Annotated in this window: 16 protein-coding genes and 1 pseudogene; 4 read left to right on the forward strand and 13 right to left on the reverse strand. The window is 70.8% G+C overall.

Annotated elements, in window-relative coordinates; genetic code table 11:
• Positions 1–63: 63 nt before the first annotated feature.
• From AC5P1C_RS31335 to AC5P1C_RS31345, 3 genes are read right to left on the reverse strand one after another with little or no spacing between them, the layout of a single operon-like run.
• The gene (locus AC5P1C_RS31335) at positions 64–342 is read right to left on the reverse strand and encodes a DUF8847 domain-containing protein (RefSeq protein ID WP_493869315.1); all 279 of its coding nucleotides are present in this window, start codon (positions 340–342) and stop codon (positions 64–66) included.
• A 33-nt stretch (positions 343–375) separates the two neighbouring features.
• Entirely contained in the window at positions 376–1,104 is a 729-nt protein-coding gene (locus AC5P1C_RS31340; RefSeq protein ID WP_493869316.1) for a TetR/AcrR family transcriptional regulator, read from the reverse strand.
• A 59-nt stretch (positions 1,105–1,163) separates the two neighbouring features.
• Complete coding sequence (locus AC5P1C_RS31345; RefSeq protein ID WP_493869317.1) at positions 1,164–2,102, reverse strand: AurF N-oxygenase family protein; 939 nt, start codon at positions 2,100–2,102, stop codon at positions 1,164–1,166.
• 197 nt (positions 2,103–2,299) lie between these two features.
• Between AC5P1C_RS31345 and AC5P1C_RS31350 the strand changes: the two genes are divergently transcribed.
• Positions 2,300–3,409: a ferritin-like domain-containing protein gene (locus tag AC5P1C_RS31350; protein ID WP_493869318.1), complete on the forward strand. Its 1,110-nt coding sequence runs from the start codon at positions 2,300–2,302 to the stop codon at positions 3,407–3,409.
• A 182-nt stretch (positions 3,410–3,591) separates the two neighbouring features.
• On the forward strand, positions 3,592–3,717 hold the full coding sequence (locus AC5P1C_RS31355) for a hypothetical protein (protein ID WP_493869319.1): 126 nt from the start codon (positions 3,592–3,594) through the stop codon (positions 3,715–3,717).
• Here AC5P1C_RS31355 and AC5P1C_RS31360 read toward each other — a convergent pair.
• The 7 genes from AC5P1C_RS31360 to AC5P1C_RS31390 all read right to left on the reverse strand — a co-directional run bounded on the left by AC5P1C_RS31360 (position 3,704) and on the right by AC5P1C_RS31390 (position 10,328).
• Complete coding sequence (locus AC5P1C_RS31360; RefSeq protein WP_493869320.1) at positions 3,704–5,164, reverse strand: peptidoglycan D,D-transpeptidase FtsI family protein; 1,461 nt, start codon at positions 5,162–5,164, stop codon at positions 3,704–3,706. The genes AC5P1C_RS31355 and AC5P1C_RS31360 overlap by 14 nt on opposite strands.
• Complete coding sequence (locus tag AC5P1C_RS31365; RefSeq protein ID WP_493869321.1) at positions 5,161–6,525, reverse strand: FtsW/RodA/SpoVE family cell cycle protein; 1,365 nt, start codon at positions 6,523–6,525, stop codon at positions 5,161–5,163. The genes AC5P1C_RS31360 and AC5P1C_RS31365 overlap by 4 nt, the downstream gene beginning before the upstream one ends.
• A 63-nt stretch (positions 6,526–6,588) precedes the next feature.
• Entirely contained in the window at positions 6,589–6,999 is a 411-nt protein-coding gene (locus AC5P1C_RS31370) for an SH3 domain-containing protein (RefSeq protein WP_493869322.1), read from the reverse strand.
• A 128-nt stretch (positions 7,000–7,127) separates the two neighbouring features.
• A complete protein-coding gene (locus tag AC5P1C_RS31375; RefSeq protein ID WP_493869323.1) occupies positions 7,128–8,429 on the reverse strand; it encodes an ATP-binding protein in 1,302 nt (433 codons plus the stop codon).
• A complete protein-coding gene (locus tag AC5P1C_RS31380; protein ID WP_493869324.1) occupies positions 8,426–9,181 on the reverse strand; it encodes a hypothetical protein in 756 nt (251 codons plus the stop codon). Before AC5P1C_RS31380 ends, AC5P1C_RS31375 begins: the two co-directional genes overlap by 4 nt.
• Before the next feature lie 98 nt (positions 9,182–9,279).
• Positions 9,280–9,903, reverse strand: a complete 624-nt coding sequence (locus AC5P1C_RS31385) for a class F sortase (protein WP_493869342.1) — start codon at positions 9,901–9,903, stop codon at positions 9,280–9,282.
• A gap of 92 nt (positions 9,904–9,995) precedes the next feature.
• Positions 9,996–10,328, reverse strand: coding sequence for a hypothetical protein (locus AC5P1C_RS31390; RefSeq protein ID WP_493869325.1), 333 nt, complete (start codon positions 10,326–10,328; stop codon positions 9,996–9,998).
• Between the two features lie 269 nt (positions 10,329–10,597).
• On the opposite strand from AC5P1C_RS31390, the gene AC5P1C_RS31395 reads away from it, so the two are divergent.
• The gene (locus tag AC5P1C_RS31395) at positions 10,598–11,401 is read left to right on the forward strand and encodes a nuclease-related domain-containing protein (RefSeq protein WP_493869326.1); all 804 of its coding nucleotides are present in this window, start codon (positions 10,598–10,600) and stop codon (positions 11,399–11,401) included.
• Between the two features lie 26 nt (positions 11,402–11,427).
• Here the strand turns inward: AC5P1C_RS31395 and AC5P1C_RS31400 are convergent, their stop codons facing one another.
• The 3 genes from AC5P1C_RS31400 to ligD form a co-directional block, all read right to left on the reverse strand.
• Complete coding sequence (locus tag AC5P1C_RS31400; RefSeq protein WP_493869327.1) at positions 11,428–11,856, reverse strand: nuclear transport factor 2 family protein; 429 nt, start codon at positions 11,854–11,856, stop codon at positions 11,428–11,430.
• Positions 11,857–11,982: 126 nt separating this feature from the next.
• Positions 11,983–12,864, reverse strand: coding sequence for an ATP-dependent DNA ligase (locus tag AC5P1C_RS31405; RefSeq protein WP_493869328.1), 882 nt, complete (start codon positions 12,862–12,864; stop codon positions 11,983–11,985).
• On the reverse strand, positions 12,861–13,769 hold the full coding sequence (ligD, locus tag AC5P1C_RS31410) for a non-homologous end-joining DNA ligase (protein ID WP_493869329.1): 909 nt from the start codon (positions 13,767–13,769) through the stop codon (positions 12,861–12,863). The genes AC5P1C_RS31405 and ligD overlap by 4 nt, the downstream gene beginning before the upstream one ends.
• Before the next feature lie 72 nt (positions 13,770–13,841).
• Here ligD and ku point away from each other — a divergent pair.
• Positions 13,842–14,684 (forward strand): annotated as a pseudogene (ku, locus tag AC5P1C_RS31415) (non-homologous end joining protein Ku); the annotation flags it as partial.
• Positions 14,685–14,903 lie beyond the last annotated feature (219 nt).

Genomic DNA, 14,903 nt, shown 5'->3' on the forward strand with positions numbered 1-14,903 from the left:
GTTGGCGCAATGCGGTCACTCGTCCAGGGCCCCACGGCGCGGCTCGCTTGCCACGGGGAGGCCTCAGGCGGCCCCGTCCGGCTTCGACCACGGCCACTTCAGGCCGGGCTTGGCCTTGTCGCCCTCGGGGTCGTACTCGTACGTCCAGCCCTGGTGAAGGCCGAGCCGTTTTCCTCCGGCCCTGCCCACCCGGCGGTACACGAGCACGGTCGGCGGGCCGCCCGCGTCGTCCGGCACCGGGACGCGGTACACCTTCGGGGGGTGGCCGGTCGGGCCGAGCAGGATGGGCAGTACGCGGCCGTCCAGGGGGCCACCCACGAAGGGGGTGTCTTCGCTCTTCACCCGGCCAGTGTCACAGCAGGCGCCCGCCGCGCCTCACAGCAGGTGCGCCGCGTCGCTCACCACGGGCAGGACCCGCCGGGCGAGCGAGCCCGCGGGTCCTTCGGGCGTCTCCATGGCCAGCGCGGTCCGTACCGCCTCCGCGGTCTGCGGGTCGCGGCCCGCGGAGGCCACCAGGACCGCCATGAACTGTTCGACGAGCCAGTCCCGCAGCTCGTCCAGCGGCGGCTGCTTCTCCTCGTCCAGCCAGATCAGGGACGCCGCCTCGACGGAGGTGATCCACATCCGCACGGTCATCCGCAGCCGCGGGCCCGTGGCGCCGACGACCTCCAGGTGGGCCAGGATGTGCTCGGCGGCCGTCCTGCGCACCTCGTCCACGATGGCGGTCGTCCGCGAGGTCTCCACGACGCTGCCGCCCTGCAGCAGCGCGCTGAACCCCGCGTCGTGCTGGTCGACGAAGGCGAGATAGCGGTCGAGCGCGTTCGCAAGGCGCTGCGTGAGCGGACCCTCGGGCGGCTCGGCGAAGCACTGCTCCAGCTCGTCGGCGGCGGACCGCAGCGCGGCCTCGTACAACTGCTGCTTGCCGCCGGGGAAGTAGCGGTAGACGAGCGGCCGTGACACCCCGGCCGCCTCCGCCACGTCGTCGAGGGACACCTCGTCGGGTGCGCGCACCGCGAAGAGGGACAGGGCCGCCTCTTTGAGCTGCCGCTGCCGCTCTTCGACACTGAGGCGCCGGTACGCGCGGGTGGGAGCAGGCGAGGTCATGCCCCGCAGCGTAACCGCCCGTTCGAACAAGCGCCCCGGAACCCTCCGTACTCTCTTCGCTACGCCAGGAGTCCGGAACTCTTCCACAGCCGCCGCCCGGCACCCCGCAGCACCCCGATGTCGTCCAGGAAGTCGGTGAGGCGCTTGGCCCCGGTCTGCATGATCTCCCGGCGGTGGGCGCTCGCCTTGACCTGGGCCATGGCCTCGCGCTTGTCCAGGCCCACGTTCGCGTAGACCTCGGGGTTGATGAAGGCGATCGAGAAGACGCGGGCGAACTCACCGGAGGTGAGGCGGGTGAACTCCTGGGACCAGCGCGGTGCCGTCACCATCTGGCGGCGCAGCTCCTCACGGGCGTACCGCACATGGCGCGCCTCCTCCACGACATGGATCCGCGTGACACCGCGCACCAGGGTCTGGACGCGCTCGTCCGGGAACGTCAGGCGCTGCATCCAGTCGAGGATCTCCTCGCCGAGCAGCGTCGCCGTGAACGACCCCGGCGTCGTCGAGATGGTCTTGAAGAGCCGGCCGAGGTTCCGGTGCACGGTGCTGACCGGGTAGTACGGCGTGTCCCCGCGCGTGATCAGGCGCGCGAACATCTTCGAGTGCCGGCACTCGTCCTCGATCTCGGTGAGCGCATACCGCACGTGCGCGCTCGTCGCCGGCTTGTCGTAGATGTGCCGTACGAGCAGCTGCATCAGGATCAGTTCGAACCAGATGCCCAGGGACGCGAGCGCTGCGGCCTCGTGCTGGGAGAGCGCGATGCGCTGCTCCTCGCTCATCCGCCGCCACATCGGCGTGCCGTAAAGGGAGACCAGCTCCGGGGGCCAGAACCACTTGCCCTCCTCGAAGGGCGCCTCCCAGTCCAGCTCCTTGTCGGGGTCGAAGGAGTGCTTGGCGGAGGAGTCGAGCAGCCGCTCGGCCACCTGCTCCCGGTCCTTGAGCAGTCCGAGCGCGTCCCGCAGCCCTTCGATCGCCGCGTCCTCCGTGATGGTCGTCATGACTCTGCCCCTGCCTCATCGTCTGCTTCGTCGTCACAGTTACCGGCGGTCACGACTTATGAGACTGCCTGTCAGCAAGGGCGTCAATCCCTTGCGCACGACTTGTTGACCGAGTGTCTACGACCGTGTGAGCCTTCCAACTACCAATCAGTACAAGTGATTACGGAGAATCCAAGGCCAATTCTTAGGAGTCGTCAGTGTCCACGCACGAGCTGTACACGAACCCTCCGGACGGAACCACCTGGCAGATACCGGCGAACGGCGCGGCCCGCTTCAGCTGGGAGTACGACGAGGGCCGCGCCCGGCTCCTCGCCCTCTACCAGAAGGGCAAGGACAAGCAGTGGGACGGTGCCAAGCGCATCGCCTGGGATCTGGAGGTCGACCCGTACGACCCTCTGGGCACCCCCGACGAGTCCATGTCGCTCTACGGCACCCGCCACTGGGCGAAGATGACCGACCGCGACAAGGGCGAGCTGCGCAAGCACTACGCCTCCTGGCAGTTCAGCCAGTTCCTGCACGGCGAGCAGGGCGCGATGGTCTGCGCGGCGCGCATCGTGGAGTCCGTGCCCGACCTGGACGCGAAGTTCTACTCCGCGACCCAGACGATGGACGAGGCGCGGCACGCGGAGGTCTACGGCCGCTTCCTGCACGACAAGATCGGCATGCTCTACCCGATCAACGACAACCTCCGGTCGCTGCTCGGGGACACCCTGCGCGACTCCCGCTGGGACATGCCCTACTTGGGCATGCAGGTCCTGATTGAGGGCCTCGCGCTCGCCGCCTTCGGCATGATCCGCGACACGACGGACAAGCCGCTGCCGAAACAGATCCTCGCGTACGTCATGCAGGACGAGGCCCGGCACGTGGCCTTCGGCCGCATGGCCCTGCGGGACTACTACAAGCAGCTCTCCGACGCGGAACTGCGCGAGCGCGAGGAATTCGTCATCGAGGGCTGCTACTTGATGCGCGACCGCCTGCGCGGCGTCGAGGTCCTGGAGAACTTCGGCATCCCGAAGGCGGAGGCGGAGGAGGCCAGCGAGAACTCCGAATTCCTGGCCCTGTTCCGGCAGTTGCTGTTCAGCCGCATCGTGCCGTGCGTCAAGGACATCGGCCTGTGGGGCAAGCGGCTGCAGGAGGCGTACGTCGACATGGGCGTGTTCGAGATGGGCAACGCCAACCTCGACCAGCTGATGGCCCAGGACGAGGAGATCGCCGAGAAGCTGGACGCGGAGCGGTTCGCGGCGGAGGAGGGGGAGCGGGTGGCGGAGGTGGCTGACGCGATCGCCGCCGGCGGGGCTTCGGACTGAGGTCAACGCGGCGCGCGGTGGTCAATCGATGGGCGGGCGGCGCGGCATTCCCGATGGGCGCGCCGGGAATGCCGGGCCAACTCCGTCGCAGGGGGTGATCATGACAGCTGCACGCGAGTACGGGCTCGACGACCCGTACGAGTGGGCCCGTCCGCCTGCGGGCAGATGGGTGTCGGACGACCTTGACCCGCTCCCGAATCTGCCCCGACATGACGGTGTCGGACGACTCCGTGGAGCGTGACCGGGAGGTCAAGCCACAAGTACGCGCCGGCGGGCGCCTCGACCTCACCACCCTCAACCGCCGCTGACCACCGCCTCCATCACCGCCCTGGCGATCGGCGCCGCGCTCCCGCCCCCGCTGATGTCCCCCCGGTCCGCCGCCGCGTCCTCCACCACCACCGCGACCGCCACCGACGGCTGGACCTCGCCGGACTTCTGGGCCCAGGAGATGAACCAGGCGTACGGCGTGCCGGAGTTGTCGATGCCGTGTTGGGCCGTGCCCGTCTTGCCGCCGACCGTCACGTCCGGGATCGCCGCGTTGCCGCCGGTGCCCTCCTCGACCACGTCGGTCATCATCTCCCGCAGCTGCATCGCCGTGGCCGGGTTCATCGCCTGGCGCAGGGAGTTCGTGCCGGTGGTGCGCACCACGTCGCCGTCGTCCGTCGTGGTCTCGTCCACCAGGTGCGGTGACTCCAGCTGGCCGCCGTTCGCCACGGCCGCCGAGACCATCGCCATCTGCAGGGGCGTCGCCCGCGTGTTGAACTGGCCGATCGAGGAGAGCGCCAGCTGGGCGTCGTCCATCGAGGCGTCGAAGTTGCTCGCGGCCACCGGCGAAGGGATCTTCAGGTCGCTGTCGTTGAAGCCGAAGTTCCGTGCCGTGCCCAGCATGTCACTCAGGCCGGTGTCGGCGCCCAGCTTGGCGAAGACCGTGTTGCAGGACCACTCGAAGGCGTAGCGCAGGGGCGCGTTCTTGCAGCCCTCGACCTCGTTCGACAGCTGCGTGCTCGTGCCCGGCAGCGTGTAGGGGGCCGGGGACTTGGTCGCGGCGTCCAGATCGGTGACCGTGTCGGAGTCCAGAGCGGCCGCCGCCGTCACCACCTTGAACGTCGAACCGGGCGGGTACGTCTGGTGGATCGCCCGGTTCAGCATCGGCTTGTCGGCGCTGCCGTTCAGCGAGGACCAGGACCTCGCCACCGCGTCGCTGGTGCCGGAGAGCAGCCCGGGATCGTACGAAGGCGTGCTGACCAGGGCGAGGATCTTCCCGGTCGACGGCTCGATCGCGGCCACCGCCCCCTTCTTGCCGCCGAGCCCCGCGTACGCGGCCTGCTGCGCCGCCGGGTCGATGGTGGTCCGCACCTCGCCGCCGGGGTTCTGGGCGCGGCTGATGTCGTTCCACAGGGGGAGCGGGGCGAGCATCGGGTCGGTGCCCGAGAGGATGTCGTCCTCGGCGTTCTCCAGGAGGGTCGTGCCGTAGACCTGCGAGGCGTAGCCGGTCACCGGGGCGTACAACGGGCCGTTCCTGTACGTCCGTTCATAGCGGAGCTGCTCCTCGGTGTCCTGGGAGCCGGTGACCGGGCGGCCGTCGACCATGATGTCGCCGCGCGGCTGGCCGAAGCGGGCGATGGCCTGGCGGCGGTTGGCGGAGTTCTCGTCGAAGTGCTCGGACTGGACGACCTGGACGCGGGTCGCGTTCACGAGCAGGGCGATCAGGAGCAGCGCGCAGAAGGCGGCGGCATGCCGGATGTACCTCGTCACGCGTCCTCCTTCGGGGGGCCCACGGGCTGGCTGCGTGCCGAGTCGCTGACCCGGATGAGCAGGGCCACGATGATCCAGTTGGTGACGACGGAGGAGCCGCCCTGCGCCAGGAAGGGCATCGCCATGCCGGTCAGCGGGATGAGCCCGGTCACGCCGCCCGCGATCACGAACACCTGGAGCGCGAGGATCGAGGCGAGCCCCACCGCGAGCAGCCGCCCGAAGGCGTCCCGCAGCGCGAGCCCCGCCCGGTAGCCGCGCTCCACGAGCAGGGCGTACAGCAGGAAGATCGCGGCGAGGCCCGCCAGACCAAGCTCCTCGCCCGCCGTAGCCAGGATGAAGTCGGACTTGGCGGCGAAGCCGATGAGGATGGAGTGCCCCTCCCCGAGCCCGGCCCCGAGCATGCCGCCCGCTGCGAACGCGAAGAGGGACTGGGCCAGTTGGTTGGGCCCGTCCCCCGCGTCGATGGAGGCGAAGGGGTGCAGCCAGTCCTCGACGCGGCTGTGCACATGCGGTTCGAGCGAGCCCACCGCGAACGCGCCGACCCCGGCGAGCACCAGGCCGACGGCGATCCAGCCGGTGCGCCCGGTGGCGACGTACAGCAGGATCACGAAGAGCCCGAAGAAGAGCAGCGAGGTGCCGAGGTCCCGTTCGAGTACGAGGACACCGACGCTCAGGAGCCAGATCGCGACGATCGGCCCGAGCACACGGCCGGTCGGCAGCTGGAGCCTCGTCAGCTTCCAGACCGTACGGCCGGTGTAGGCCAGCGCGTTGCGGTTGGCGGACAGATAGCTGGCGAAGAAGATCGCGAGCAGGATCTTCGCGAACTCCCCGGGCTGGATGGAGAATCCGCCGATCCTGATCCAGATCCGGGCGCCGTTCACGGCCGGGAAGAAGATCGGCACGATCATCAGGACGAGCGCGGCGACCACGCAGATGTACGCGTACCGCTGGAGGACCCGGTGGTCGCGCAGGAAGACCACGACGCCGATGAAGAGCGCCACGCCGACGGTGGACCAGACGAGTTGCGTGGGCGCCGCCTCGTCGCCGGGGGTCTCCAGGTCGAGCCGGTAGATGAGGACCAGGCCCAGGCCGTTGAGGAGCACGGCGATCGGCAGGAGCAGCGGATCGGCGTACGGCGCGCGGAAGCGGACCGCGAGATGGGCCAGGAGCGCGAGCACGCCGAGCCCGGCGCCGTAACCGGCGGCGCCGGGCGGGACGGTGCCGTTCTTGGCGAGGCCGACGTCGCAGTAGCCGTAGACCGAGAGCAGGACGGCCACGACGATCAGTGCGACTTCGGTGCCACGGCGACGGGGTACGCGAACAGCGGGTACGGACGGGGGCGCCGCTGCTGTTCGGGTCATGCCCGGAACGTAGCAAGCGATGGGCCCCAATGTCCGTTTATGTCACCGTGCCCTCGTGATGCGTCAGCACCAGCGCGGCGCGGGCCCGATGTTGGCGATGTAGTGCGCGGCACCCCATGCCCAGGTGCCGTTGGTGAGCAGATACCAGCGGTTGTTGCCGTTCACGTGGTCGCCGGTCGTCTTGCAGTAGATGGAGACGACCTTTCCGTACGGAACGCTGCGGATCACGTGGCTGCCCCGGGTGGGGGCGGTGCGCAGCAGCAGTCCGTGTCTGGCGGTGACGCGGCCCTTGTAGATGCGCGGGTGGTTACCGGCACTCTCGCTGGCGTTGGTATTGGCGTTGGCGTTGGCGTTCGTGTTCGCTCCGGCGTCGTCGGCCGCGAAGGCGGGCCCGGTGACGGTGAGGGCGGCGAGCGCGGCGCCGGCGGCGAGTATGCCGAGTCGGGTCCTGGTCGCGGTGGGCCGAAGGGACATGGGGTCCTCCTCTGGAAGGTGCGGATGCGACGCGGCCCTGACTCCGTGGAATGCGGGTCGTAAGCCGCAATTCACACTAAAATCGGCTCGCTGAGTGCGCAAAAGGTCACGCGCCGTCAGACCGCCCGTCAAGCCGCCCCGTCGGGACCTCTGACACCGCTCTCCGCGGACTCCTCGTAGGGCAGGGTCAGTGTCGCCACCGCCCCGCCGTCCGCCGCGTTCGCGAACGAGAGCCGGGCGCCGAGCACCGCCGTCTGGCCCAGCGCGATCGTCAGACCGAGCCCGTGCCCCCTGGTCGTGCCCTCCGTCCGGAAGCGCTGCGGCCCGTGTTCCACCAGGTAGTCCGGGTATCCGTCGCCGTGGTCGCGCACCGAGACCACGGGCCCGTCGACGGTCAGGACGATGGGCCGCCGCCCGTGCTTGTCCGCGTTGGCGATGAGATTCCCGAGCACCCGCTCAAGGCGCCGCCGGTCGGTCACCACACAGACGTCACGTACGACGACCAGCTCGGCACCGACCCCCGAACCCCGTACGGCGCGCTCGGCCAGTGGGGCGAGATGGTGGTCGTCCAGGTCCACGCGCTCGCTCTTCGCGTCGAGCCGGGAGATCTCCAGGAGGTCCTCGGTGAGCGTGCGCAGCGCGGCGACCCGGTCACGCACCAACTCGGTGGGGCGGCCCGGCGGCAGCAGCTCCGCCGCGGCGTGCAGACCCGTCAGCGGCGTGCGCAGTTCGTGCGCCACGTCCGCGGTGAACCGCTGCTCGCTCTGGAGCTTGCCCTGCAGCGAGGACGCCATCGTGTCGAGGGCGCCGGCGACCGCCGCCACCTCGTCCTGATGGCGCGAGGGCTCGCGGGTGCGCGGGTCGTTCACGCGTGCGTCCAGGTCGCCCGCGCTGATCTTGCGTGCCACCGTCGCCGTCTGGTGCAGCCGCCGCGTCACGCGCGTCACGGCGAACGCGCCGACCAGGAGCGTCGCCCCGATCGCGAGGACGGACGAGCCGAGGATGGCCCGGTCGAGTCCGTCGATGGTGCGGGCGCCCTGGGCGTAGTCGACCCGGACGGCGAGGGTGCGCCCGTCCGTGGCGGGCCCCGCGGCCCACATCGTCGGCCGGGAGTCGTGCGTGTCGACCATCGTCCCGCGCTCCCCGCCCGCCGCGAGATCCCGCAGCCGCTCGGGAAGGCCCGCCGGGTCGACCCCCGCGCCGGGACCGAGGTCATCGCCCGCCTCGAACGCCTCGGTGGCGTCGTCGAGCCGGGTGAGGGCGTGGTCGCGGGCCTGGCCCACGGTCTGGTTGGTCACCGAGACATGGACGAGCGCGCCGAGCAGCGCGGCGAGCGCGCAGCACATGACGGTGATGAAGACCGCTGCCTTCCAGGTCAGCGTCGCCGTCCAGGCGGGAAGCCGCGGTCCGCGCGGCAGCCGGTGGCTCATCGGCTCTCGCCCGCGGACGGCGTGGCGTGGGCACTGGCCGCGGGTTCGGGCTTGCGCTCGGGCTTCCTCGACGGTGCGTTCGGGGAGCGCACGATCTCGTCGGTCGTCGGCAGCATGGCCTTCCGGTGGGAGTCCCAGGACCAGACGGTGCGGTACTCGTATCCCTGCATGCCGGAGACCGCGCGCACGATCACCTCGTGACCGGCCAGTTCGACGCCGAGCACCGCGTCCCCCATGTCCATGATCTGCGTCAACTGCCGCTTCTCCATGGCGTAGGCGCGGATGTCGAGGTTCTCGGCGTGGCCGCGGGCCAGCCGGATGCCGACGATGAGGTCGTCCTTGCCGTCGCCGGTGAGATCGCGGTAGTAGGCGCTGAGCACGGGGCACTTCGCGTCGCCGGTGTGGTTGGTGCCGCAGGAGTCCAACTGCTCGGCCGTCTCCTTGTAGACCGCGTCCGAACGGCTGTATATCCCCGGGTTCTTGTCGAAGTCGGTCCTGGCGACGGTGACGGGATCCACCTCGTGCAGATTCCCGCCCGGTACGTCCACACCCTTCACCGGCACGCTCTCCACGGTGCCGTAGTCCTCGGCGGGCGCCGACGGAGGCGGCAGCTTCGGCCACAGGCGCGTGGGCGCCTCGGCGGTGGGCGTCGCTCCCGCCCCGCGCAGGTCGCCCGGGTCGCCGCAGCCGCCGGCCAGCAGGGCTGCGGGCAGGGCGAGGCCCGCGGCGAGCGCGAGACGGCTGCGTTGCACTGCACTCCTGCCTGCCGGCGGAGTCGCCCGGGGGCGGCTGGCTGCGGCGAGGGGTCGGTTGCGGCGCCGCGGGGCCGGGTCCCGTTGCCCGGGTCCGGCTACGGCGCGAGGTCGGCGTAGAGAATGATGTTGTCGGTGCGGTGACCGTCCTTGATCGGGCCGCCGCAGGTCAGCAGGCGCAGCTCGGGCCGGTCGGTCGCCCCATACACCTTATGGGTGGGGAAGTTCTTTTTGTCCACCTGCTCGATCTCGCGCACCTTGAACGTCGCGGTACTCCCGTCCGCTCGGGGCACCTCGATCTCGTCCCCCATTCTCACCTTCGCCACGTCCTTCATCAGCGCGGGCCCCTTCGCGGTGTCGTAGTGCGCCACCAGAACGGCCGCCCCCTTCTCGCCCGGTGTGACACCGCCGGTCCACCAGCCGGGCTCGTCCGCCTTGTCCACGGGCGGCACCTCCAGTGCGTCGTCCGCGCCCACGCCGAGGTCGAGCATCGACGTGGCGTCGACACCGGCCGCGGGTATCCGCAGGCCCGTGGGCCGGGACTTCTTCAGCGGGGCGTGCGGGTCGGCGGTCGGCGCGGCGGCGGCGTTGTGGACCTTGACGTCGGGCGCCGGGTCGCCGGAGCCCTGGCCGCAGGCGATCAGGCCGACGCCGAGGGCGGCCGTCAGAGTGGCGGCGGCCGCGATGCGGGTGGTGTGGCGGGGGTGGCGGCGGCGCTTGATCGCGGCGGGCGCGGAACCGGGGGCGGGGGTGGTGGCTTCTTCGGTGGGGGTGTTCACGGAGACTCCTGCGGGTGCGTGGGGGAGGGGGGGGCTCAGGCGTCGGTACGGCCGCGGCGCAGCATCGCGTACCCGAGACCGGCCGCACCGGCCGCCGCCATGGCGCCACCGGCGGCGATGAACACCGGGTCGCCGCCGTGGAACCCTTCGGTGCCGGCCTTGACGCCGCCCTCGGGGGCGCCGGGGGCGACGGTCCTCGTGTCCTGAGCGCGCACCGGTTTCGTGTCCTGCGCGTGTGCCGCCTTCGTGTCCTGCGCGTGCGCGGGTGAGTCCGCGACGGCGGCAACGGCCGGCACGAGCAGCGCACCGCCCGCGACGGCGGTCACGGCGGCGGAACGGAAGAGGGCGCGGCGGCGGTGGCTGCTCATGAGCGGTCGGTCCTTACGGCTGGCGGCTGATCGCTGCGAGGGAGCGAAAGGGCACCTGTGATGCTAGATGTCCGCCATTGCGGCAATTCATCGGCTATGTAACAACGAGCCGTACCCGCGGAGGCGGTGCTGTTACGGGCGGCGCAACCCTGGGCGGCGCAATTCCGGGCGGCGCGCCCGGCGCGAGCGGCTCAACTTCCTTCCGCGCCGCACAGGTTCTTGCCCAAGGCATGTCCTTGCTGCTCCCATGGTCGGTGGGGTGATGGTGCATGAACGGACTGCGCGTCATACCGACCTGGCGGCACGGGCAGGAGCGGCTGTACGTCTGTCGCACGGACGGTAGGAACGTGGCGTGGTACGAGAGGGAGTCGTCCCGCGTGAACCTGCTCAGCGAGGACCACAGAGAGGCCGTCCTGCGCGCCCTCGCCCCCTTCCTGACGGGCGGCTTCTCGATCGGCCCACCACCCGTTCCCACCCCCGCCGAGCTGGCACGCCTCGCCCTCCACCCGGACGACGACCTCGCCCCGAACCGCCCCGGCGAGGCCCTCCTGATCGCCCTGGACCGCGACCCCGCGCCCGCCCGCAGGCTTCGCGCCGACCCCAGGCAGCGGGCGCTCGCCGCCGAGGAGTCCATCGGCGAGGTGCTCGACGGACTCGAGGGCGCGGGCTGGCACACCCTGCACTCGGTGCCGCTGCCGGGCGGCGCCCGCATCCACCACCTCCTGATCGGGCCCGGCGGCCTGTTCGCGGTCCACGCCCTCTGGGCCCGCAAGCAGCGGGTGCGCGTCGCCGATCCGATGGTCACGGTCGGCCGCGCGGACCCGCGTCCACTCCTGCGGGAGCTCCGCGCCGACGCCGACCGGGCGTCCTTCGCGCTGACGGCCGAGATCCGCCCGGTCCTCGCCCTCTCCGGCGCGTCGGGCCTCGACGTGACCGCCCTGCCGCGCGAGGTGCGGATCGTGCGCGACGGGGAGGTGGCGGCGGTGGCGGGGGTCGGCGGCGTACTGAAGCCGGCGGATGTCGAGGCGCTGCACGCGATGGCGCGCGACCGGCATACGTGGCTGCGGGTCTAGTTCTTCGTCATGGGTCTAGTTCTTCATCAGAGGTTGTCCCTCCAGCCGCCCTGGATCATGGTCTGGAACGCCCAGGCCCCGCCCCGCTTCAGCAGGATGTCGGCGTACCGCAGCTGCTGCGTCTCGCCGTTCGCGGTCATCACCGAGTCGGTGAAGACCACGGCCATGGCGGGGGAGAGAAAGACGGGCGTGCGCGTGGACTCGAAGGTGATGTCCTCGCTCCCCTCCCCCATCACGTGCGTCATGGTCGCGACGAACTGCTCCCGGTCCCACTGTGCGGAGCGCCCGTCGCCCGCGGAGTCGTCGCTGACCAGGTTGAGCGGGAAGACGGCCAGGTCGGCCATGCGCTCCACGTCGCGCTTGGCGCTGTGTGCGTCGTACTCGGCGAACCAGGCGGCCAGGCTCGCGCGGTCCTCGTCGGTCGGGACGTATCCGGTGTCGGGCAGTACGGTCATGTGGGCTCCTAATCAAGTTTGACTACGTGGAGAAAGGTATGCTCGATTCTTGCGCTAGTCAAACTTGATTAGCAGTGATGCCGGTCACATGTGGCGGGAGGCGATGTGTCGGCGGAGGCGCAAGATTCAGCGGAACCGGACGACCACCGCGGTCGCGTGCCGGGTCGTGTTCTGCCGCACCTCCACCGTGACGGGCGGCTCGGCGGGCAGGGCGGCGTACGTGACCTCGCCGATCCCGATGGCGATCGCGGTCCCCTCGCCCCTGGCCGCGGGCAGCGCGTCCCCGGCCGCCGTGCGCAGCGCGGGGGAGAGCGGGGACGACACCACGGGCGTGCCGTCCCCCGGCAGGACGAGCACGAGCGCCTGCGGCCGGGCCCCGCTCCCGGTGAACCCGACGACCACCGCGTCCCGGGTGTCGCTGTGCCGCAGCTTCAGCCACGCGCGCGTGGCGCCCCGGTAGGCGCCGTCGAGCCGCTTGATCACCAGGCCCTCGATGCCGGTGGCGGGCAGGGTCTCGTACCAGGTGAGGGCTAGTTCGCGATCGGTTGTCATCGGTACGGGCTGGAGCGGCGGGCCGAGCGGTTCGAGGATGCGTACGAGGCGTGCGCGCCGCTCCTCGTACGGCAGGGCGCGGCAGTCCTCGCCCCGGTCGGCGAGCACGTCGAAGGCGGCGTACGAAGCGGGGAGCGTGCGCGCGAGATGCGTGGAGCGCGCGCGGGTGGCGGCTGCGCGCTGCTGGACGGCGCTGAAGTCGATGCGGCCGTCCGCCCAGACGACCACCTCGCCGTCGAGCACGGTCCCGTCGGGCAGTTGCTCCGCCGCCTGGGCGAGGTCGGGGAACGCGGTGGTGACGAAGCGGCCGGAGCGGGCCTGCAGTCGCACGCGGCGGCCGTCGGCGAAGACGAGCAGCCGGTGGCCGTCGAACTTCGGTTCGTAGGCCCAGCCGTCGCCCTGCGGCAGGGCGGTGACGGAATCGGCGAGGGCGACCCGGAGGGGTGGGGTGATCACCGGCCCGCCCCGTGGGGCAGGGGGCGGGCTCGGTCATGACTCTTGGTTCGGTCCGTGAGGGGGGCCAGGAGGTCGCCGTATCGCTTGAGGCGGGGTGCGATGTCGTCCGCCCGGAAGACGAGGTCCGCGGGGTCGCCGCACTCCTCGACCTCCTCCCAGGTGACGGGGGTGGAGACGGTCGGTTCCTGGCGGGCGCGGAGGGTGTAGGGGGTGGCGGTCGTCTTCGCCGCGGCGTTCTGGCTGAAGTCGACGAAGACCTTGCCGGGGCGCAGGCTACGGGTCATCCGGTGGACGACGAGATCGGGCAGCGCTGCCTCGGCCTCCTTGGCGAGCTCCTTCGCGTACGCGGTGACCTGCTCGGAGGGCGTCGGTTCCAGGGGGCAGAGCAGATGCAGGCCCTTGGAGCCGGAGGTCTTCGCGTAGACGTACAGGCCGTCCGCACGGAGGCGATCGCGCAGCCAGAGGCCTGCCCGGCAGCACTCGACGACGGTGGCGGGGGCGCCGGGGTCCAGGTCGAGGACGAGCCGGTCGGCGATGGCCGGGGTGTCCTCCTGCCACTGGGGGGTGTGGAACTCGGTCACCAGATTGGCGGCCCACATCAGGGTGGCCAGATCGTTCACGACGATCTGGCGGGTGTTCCCGTCCGAGCGCGGCACGTCGGCGGTGTGCACCCAGTCGGGGGTGCCTGGCGGCACGTTCTTGGCGAAGAAGCGCTGGCCGTCGGGCCCGTCAGGGAAGCGGAGGAAGGAGGCGGGCCGGTTGCGGAGATGGGGGAGGAGGGCCTGGGCGGTGCTGGCGTAGTAGTGCAGCATCTCGCCCTTGGTGAAGCCGGATGCGGTGTAGAGGACCTTGTCGAGATTGCTGAGGGCCAGCCGCCGCCCCTCCACCTCGGTGATCGGCGTCATACGATGAGAATCCCACGAATGTCGCTGATGCCGCGAATGTGGTGATTGGCAGCTGAGCTGAGAGGTGTCTACGTGCGATCCATTTGGAACGGTGCGATCTCCTTCGGCTTGGTCAGCATCCCGGTCAAGCTGGTGAACGCCACCGAGAACCACTCGGTCTCCTTCCGGCAGATCCATACGGAGGACGGGGGCCGGGTCCGCTATCGCAAGGTGTGCGAGCTGGAGGAGCGGGAGGTGACGTCCGCCGAGATCGGCAAGGGGTACGAGGACGCGGACGGCTCGATCATCCCGATCACGGACGAGGATCTGGCGGCACTGCCCATTCCGACCGCCAAGACGATCGAGATCGTCGCCTTCGTGCCGGCGGAGCGGATCGATCCGATGCAGATGGACACGGCGTACTACTTGTCGGCCAACGGGGTGCCCGCGACCAAGCCGTACACGCTGCTGCGAGAGGCGCTGAAGCGGAGCGAGAAGGTGGCGATCGCCAGGTTCGCGCTGCGGGGGCGGGAGCGGCTGGGGATGCTGCGGGTGGCGGACGACGTGATCGCGATGCACGGGCTGTTGTGGCCGGACGAGATTCGGGAGCCGGAGGGAGTGGCTCCGGATTCCCGCGCCAAGGTGCGGGACGCGGAGCTGGACCTGGCGGACGCGCTGATGGACACGCTGGGCGAGGTCGACATGGCGTCCCTCCACGACGACTACCGCGCGGCGGTGGAGGAACTGGTGGCTGCCAAGGCGGAGGGCGCGGTGCCGGCGGGACCGGCTGCGGAGGGGGATTCCGGTGGGGGCAAGGTGATTGACCTGATGGCGGCGTTGGAGAGCAGTGTTCGGGCGGCGAAGGGAGCTCCGAAGAAGGGGGCTCCGAAGAAGAGGGCGGCGAAGAAGGCTTCGCCGAAGAAGCGGACTTCGGCGTAGGCCGAGGGCGGCCACGTCCTGGCGCTGCGGGGCGTGAGGTTGCACGGGGTTGCTGCGGTGCTGGTTCGTCTGTGGGTGCGGGGCCGCGCCGGTATGTCCGTCCCCCCCACCCCTGCATGTCCGTCCTCCCACCCACCCGTTGTCGCTGCGGGGCAATCGGGCGGGTGGGCGGGAAAGGCTTGTTCGGCGAGGGGCGGATGCGGGGTGATCGGGCGG

The sequence above is a fragment of the Streptomyces sp. A18 genome (genome assembly GCF_059026065.1).

Excerpts from the sequence above, each read along its gene's own strand:
- AC5P1C_RS31340 (WP_493869316.1), bottom strand. The coding sequence starts at position 1,104 with ATGACCTCGCCTGCTCCCACCCGCGCGTACCGGCGCCTCAGTGTCGAA.
- AC5P1C_RS31345 (WP_493869317.1), bottom strand. The coding sequence starts at position 2,102 with ATGACGACCATCACGGAGGACGCGGCGATCGAAGGGCTGCGGGACGCG.
- AC5P1C_RS31365 (WP_493869321.1), bottom strand. The coding sequence starts at position 6,525 with ATGACCCGAACAGCAGCGGCGCCCCCGTCCGTACCCGCTGTTCGCGTA.
- AC5P1C_RS31370 (WP_493869322.1), bottom strand. The coding sequence starts at position 6,999 with ATGTCCCTTCGGCCCACCGCGACCAGGACCCGACTCGGCATACTCGCC.
- AC5P1C_RS31375 (WP_493869323.1), bottom strand. The coding sequence starts at position 8,429 with ATGAGCCACCGGCTGCCGCGCGGACCGCGGCTTCCCGCCTGGACGGCG.
- AC5P1C_RS31390 (WP_493869325.1), bottom strand. The coding sequence starts at position 10,328 with ATGAGCAGCCACCGCCGCCGCGCCCTCTTCCGTTCCGCCGCCGTGACC.
- AC5P1C_RS31395 (WP_493869326.1), top strand. The coding sequence starts at position 10,598 with ATGAACGGACTGCGCGTCATACCGACCTGGCGGCACGGGCAGGAGCGG.
- AC5P1C_RS31400 (WP_493869327.1), bottom strand. The coding sequence starts at position 11,856 with ATGACCGTACTGCCCGACACCGGATACGTCCCGACCGACGAGGACCGC.
- ligD (WP_493869329.1), bottom strand. The coding sequence starts at position 13,769 with ATGACGCCGATCACCGAGGTGGAGGGGCGGCGGCTGGCCCTCAGCAAT.